The organism is Glycomyces sp. NPDC021274, assembly GCF_040641195.1.
Lineage (GTDB): Bacteria > Actinomycetota > Actinomycetes > Mycobacteriales > Micromonosporaceae > Glycomyces.
The window spans coordinates 1-4,976 of record NZ_JBFADC010000029.1 but is presented as its reverse complement, the minus strand read 5'-3'; the positions used below and the strand labels follow the sequence as shown (position 1 = coordinate 4,976).

Sequence of the window (4,976 nt, the reverse complement as noted above, 5' to 3'; positions counted from 1 at the left end):
TGCATACAACACCGGTATGCAGACGCCCCTCCGCCTTGCGACCGAACGAATGGACTCGGATACCGCCGCTCCCTGATTCACAGGACAGGCCCTAGCCGCCTCGCCTTCACTCAGGCCGCAACCCGCTCACACCGCGGTGCGCAGAGCGCGCCCGACCAGGCAGCGCCCGCACAACCGGCGCTGGTCGACCCCGCTGCCTCAGACCGTCGCCGGGATGCGGCGCAGGTCCTCGACCGCCGTGGCGTACGGCAGGTCATCCAAAGGCTCACAGCCGAAGAAGCGGTTCATGAGGTCCACCAGTTGCGCCGGGCGTTCGAGGTGGATGAGATGGTCGGCGCGGGCGAGCTCCACGTACCAGCTCTCCTGGCAGGTGAACGCGAGCTCGCGGCAGAGCTCCGGCGGCGTCAACGTGTCGTACTCGCCGGTCGTGAACAGCGTCGGCACCGCGGGCGGAATCGACGTGTCGATAAGGTCGCGGGAGAGCAGGCGGTTCGTATTCGCGATGAACTTCGCAAGATCCGCGTCGTCGGCCGCACCGAACCGCATCGCGAGGACGCGGCGCACCACGGCCTTCCCGGCGATGTCCGGGTGCGGACTCATCAGCGCATCCACCGCGGCCGGGCCGAAGCGCTCGCGCGGGCCCCGTTCCGCAAGGGCCACAGCCGCACGCATCATCGGCCGCGACGCGGGCGGGATGCCGCCCATCGTCCCGGCGAGCACCATGCGGACGATCCGATCCGGGTGCGTCTGCGCGAGCCGGTAGCCCACCGAGGAGCCGTAGGAACCCGCGAAGACGTTCACCCGTTCGATGCCCAGATCGTCGAGGAGACGCACCAGCGCCTCCGCGGGGATGTCCGTGCCCAGGTAGGGCGGGAGGAGGTCGGCGCGGCCCCAGCCGGGCAGGTCGGGGCAGATCACGTCGGCATGCCCGAGCAGGCCCTGCTCGACCCGGCCCCAGTCCTCCTTGCGGTGCAGCGCACCGCCGATGAGCACGACCGGCGCGAAACGCGGCGAGTCGGAGTACGTGCGCCGCGACCAGTACGTGTAGCCCGCGAGGCGGTGCTTGTATTCCTGGGGGGTGGCGGCATTGCGCGGCATGAAGGCTCCCGTTCGAGGTTCGCGGCGCCGTCAGGCCGCCGCAGGTACGGGAGATCACCCTAGTATCCGAAATGCGAATTTCTGGTATTTTGCCCTATCCTGGGGGCATGTCCGACTCGCCTTGACGAGATAGCCAGATAGCCAGATGGCGAGAGGGCCAGATGGCGAGATGGCCAGATGGCGAGACGTTTACGCGTTCGCGCCCCCGAAGCGCCGGCTCAACGACGCAAGCGGCCCGGGGCATCCACCCCGAGCCGCTTCCCATCAGCCTCCCGGCCTACACCGCGACGCCCTTCCACGCACCCCACAGGCTCGCGTACGCGCCGCCCGCCTCGAGCAGCTCCGCATGGCTGCCCTCCTCCGCGATCCGGCCGTCCTGCACCACTGCGATCCGGTCCGCCGACTCGGCCGCCTGCAACTGGTGCGCGATCGCGATCACCGTCCGGCCGTCCAGCGCCGCCGCGAGCGCCGCCTCCACATTCCCCGCGCTGCCAGGATCGATGCCCGCCGTCGCCTCATCCAGGATCACCACATCCGGGTCGGCGAGGATCACGCGCGCCAGCGCGAGCTGCTGCGCCTCGGCCAAGTTCAACCGGTGGTGCTCGTCCCCGAGCATCGTGTCCATGCCCTCGGGCAGATCCGCCGCCCAGCGAGCGTCCACAGTCGCCAACGCCGCCCGCAGCGCCTCGTCGTCCGCCTCCGGAGCCGCGAGGTTCAGGTTCTCCCGCAGCGTCGCCGTGAAGATGTAATGCTCCTGCGTCACCAGAACCACCTTGCGGCGCAACACCTCCAACGGAATATCCGCCACCGGCGCACCGCCGAGGGTCACCGACCCCGCCCGCGGCCGGTCGATGCCGGCGACGAGCCGCGCGATCGTCGACTTCCCCGCCCCGGAGGGCCCGACCACGACCAGGCGCTCACCGCGCCGCGGATGCAGGCTCAAGCCGTGCAGCACGTCAGGGCCGTCCCCGTACCCGAACGTCACGTCATCGAGCCGCACCTCCGCGCCCTCAGGAACGGCCTCCCGCACCTCGTCCGGCATCAAATGCACGCCCTCGACACGCGCCATCGCGGCCCCGCCCATCTGGAACTCGCTCAGCGACATCATCGTCCGGAACACCGGCCCGTCCAGACGCAGCGTCAGCATCGCCACCGCGACCACCTCGCCCACCGTCACCCAGTCGTTGAGGTACCACAAGGCGCCCACGATCGTGACGACCATGGCCGGCGTCAAGAACGTCAGATCCGTCGCCGGGAAGAACCACGTCTGCAACCGCACGATCCCCTTGAGCCGGCCCATGTGCGTCTCCGCCCGCGCATACCCGGCCTCACCGCGCTCCCCTTGCATCCGGTACGCCGCCACGGTCTGCGCGCCCGCCGCCGAAGCCGTCGCCGTCTCCGCGATCTCGCTCATCGCGGCCCGCTCGCTCAAGAACACCGGACTCGCCAACCGCAGGTACCGCCGACCGGCGATGAACAGCATCGGCATGCCGACCACGAACAACAACCCCAGCAGCGGATTCACCACGAACGCCGCCACGATGATCACCGTGCCCTCGATCATCGCGACCGCCACCTCCGGCGCGGTCTTGCGCAGCAGCTCCGCCACCGCACCCACATCGCCCGACGTCCGCGTCGCGAGGTCGCCCGTCCCCGCCCGCTCCACCGTCCCCAGCGGCAACCGCAGCACCCGGTCGATGAACGACTCGCGCAACCGCGCCGCCGCCCGCTCGCCCAACCGGTAGCCCAAACGCCGACCGGTGCGCATCAGCACCAGCTGCAGCACCACGCACGCGCAGATCACCCCGCACACCAGGTCCACCCGGGCCGCCGTCCAACCGGTCCCGATCCCATCGATGACCTCGCCCAGCATCACCGGCAGCGCCGCGCTCGCACCAGCGGCCAGCACGTACAGCGCGACCACGCCCGCGAACGCGCGCCGGTCCGCCAGCACCAGCCGCTTGATGGCCTCCATCATCGCGGCCCGGCCCGCCACCGGCAGCCGCCCCGCAGTTCCCTTGACGCTCATCAGGACTCCTGCCTAGAGGTGAGGGACCGGTACTCGTCTTGCAGTGAAAGCTCGGCGTGGCCGCCGGTGGCCCGGACCTTGCCGTCCACCATCCATGCCACCGCATCGGCGCGCGCCAGCCACAACGGCGACGCCGTCACGACCGCCGTCGTGCGCCCCGCCCGCGCCGCCGCGACCCGCTCCGCGATCAGCGACTCGGTGTGCGCGTCGACGGCCGAGGTCGGCTCCACCGCGAGCAGCACCTCCGCATCGGCCGCGAGCGCCCGCGCGAGGCGCAGCCGCTGGCGCTGGCCGCCGGAGAGGTTGCGGCCGGCGTTGTGGACCTCGCCGTCCATGGTCGAACCGAGGCTGGAGTACACGTCGCCCGCGCCGGCGGCGCTGATCGCGGCGAGCGCGCGGTCCTCGTCGACCCGCAGGGTCTCGCCGAGGGTCTGCGCGAAGAGGTAGTCGTCGCGCAGGAGCAGGACGCGTTCGCGCACTTCGTCCAGCGCGAGGTCGGCGAGTTTCACGTCCCCCCACTCGGCGTCCGAACTCGTTGCCGCCCCTGTTTCCGCCCCGGACTCGCGGTAGCGGGCGAGGCGCTCCATCGCGGCCTCGGCGGGCTTCGCCTCGGCACTGACGACCACGGTGAGCCGCCCCGGCTCGATCGCGAGCCCCGATTCGGGGTCGCGCAGGGTGCCCGCGGCGCCCGTGGCGGTGCCGCCGTCGGTGATGTCGCTGCTGGTGTTGAAGAACGCGGTGAGCCGCCGGGAGGCGACCTGCGCGGCGATCACGGCCTGCGCCATGCCGATCATCGCGCCCGAGTGCTGCGCGACGAGCGCGGTCATGCCGAACGCGGCGGAGAGCTCCCCGATGCTGATCGCGCCGTTCAGCGCGAGGCGCGCGCCGACCCACGTGACCGCGGCGATGAGCGCCAGCGGGAGGCTGGCCTTCAGGCCCTGCACCCACGAGTCGGCCGTCGCCACGCCGTACCCGGCGTCGCGCAGTTCCGCCGAGGCCGCGCGGTAGCGCCGCGAGAACTGCTCCTCGCCGCCGACCCCGCGCAGCACCCGCAGGCCCCCGACGACATCGCTCGCCTGGCCCGTGAGGGTCGCGACCGAGGACCGGTACGCGATCTGGTGGTGCTGCAGCCGGCTGAGCACGGGCCCGACCACGAACCCGATGAGGATCACCCCGGTGAGCGTGGTGATCCCCAGGGCGGGACTGGCCCGCCACAGCAGCACCGCGCCCACGGCCGTCATGACCAGGCCCATCCAGCCGAATCCGAGCTGGAAGATGAACGAGCCGGTCTTGTGCGCGTCCTCAGTGGACAGATTCACCATCTCGCCCGGGGAGATCGCGCCACGCACGCCCGTGCCGGCCCGGTTGAGGTGGTCGGTGATGTTGCGGACCGTGCGCACGCGCGCGTGCGACTCGGCCATGAACAGGGACCGGTACCCGGCCACGAACACCCACGAGGACGCGATCGCCACGACGACGAGCATGATCGACCACCGCGCCAGCGGCTCGGCCGAGCCCGCCACGAGCACCTCGTCGATGATCTTCGCGATCGTCCACGGCAGCAGGATCCAGGCCGCTCCGGAGATGCTGAGCAGCACGAACCCGAGCGCGACCAGGCCGGTTTGGGCGCGGGCGATGTACCAGAGGTACCGCCAGGGGTCGGCTGGAATGTCCGCAGGGGACAAGGCAGGGGGGTGCAGTGGGTTGGGCTTCACAACTCACAAACGTAGGCACGCGACTAGCCGGGCGGCAAGCACCCTCCACTCCTACGGCGAGTACATCATCGTCCCGTGGGGCTACTCCAGCGATCCGGCCCCGAACGACGCCGGGCTGCGCGCGCTCGGCAAGG

General features: G+C 71.1%; 3 protein-coding genes. All 3 read right to left on the bottom strand.

The features are described 5' to 3' along the window. Positions 1–198: 198 nt before the first annotated feature. Positions 199–1,098, bottom strand: a complete 900-nt coding sequence (locus tag AB0I03_RS26165) for an alpha/beta hydrolase (protein WP_360417259.1) — start codon at positions 1,096–1,098, stop codon at positions 199–201. A gap of 277 nt (positions 1,099–1,375) precedes the next feature. Further along, positions 1,376–3,127, bottom strand: coding sequence for an ABC transporter ATP-binding protein (locus tag AB0I03_RS26160; protein WP_360417257.1), 1,752 nt, complete (start codon positions 3,125–3,127; stop codon positions 1,376–1,378). After that, entirely contained in the window at positions 3,127–4,812 is a 1,686-nt protein-coding gene (locus AB0I03_RS26155) for an ABC transporter ATP-binding protein (RefSeq protein ID WP_360417255.1), read from the bottom strand. Before AB0I03_RS26155 ends, AB0I03_RS26160 begins: the two co-directional genes overlap by 1 nt. Between the last annotated feature and the right edge of the window lie 164 nt (positions 4,813–4,976).

Coding starts and splice junctions, on each gene's coding strand:
- AB0I03_RS26160 (WP_360417257.1), bottom strand. CDS start 3,127: ATGAGCGTCAAGGGAACTGCGGGGCGGCTGCCGGTGGCGGGCCGGGCC.
- AB0I03_RS26165 (WP_360417259.1), bottom strand. CDS start 1,098: ATGCCGCGCAATGCCGCCACCCCCCAGGAATACAAGCACCGCCTCGCG.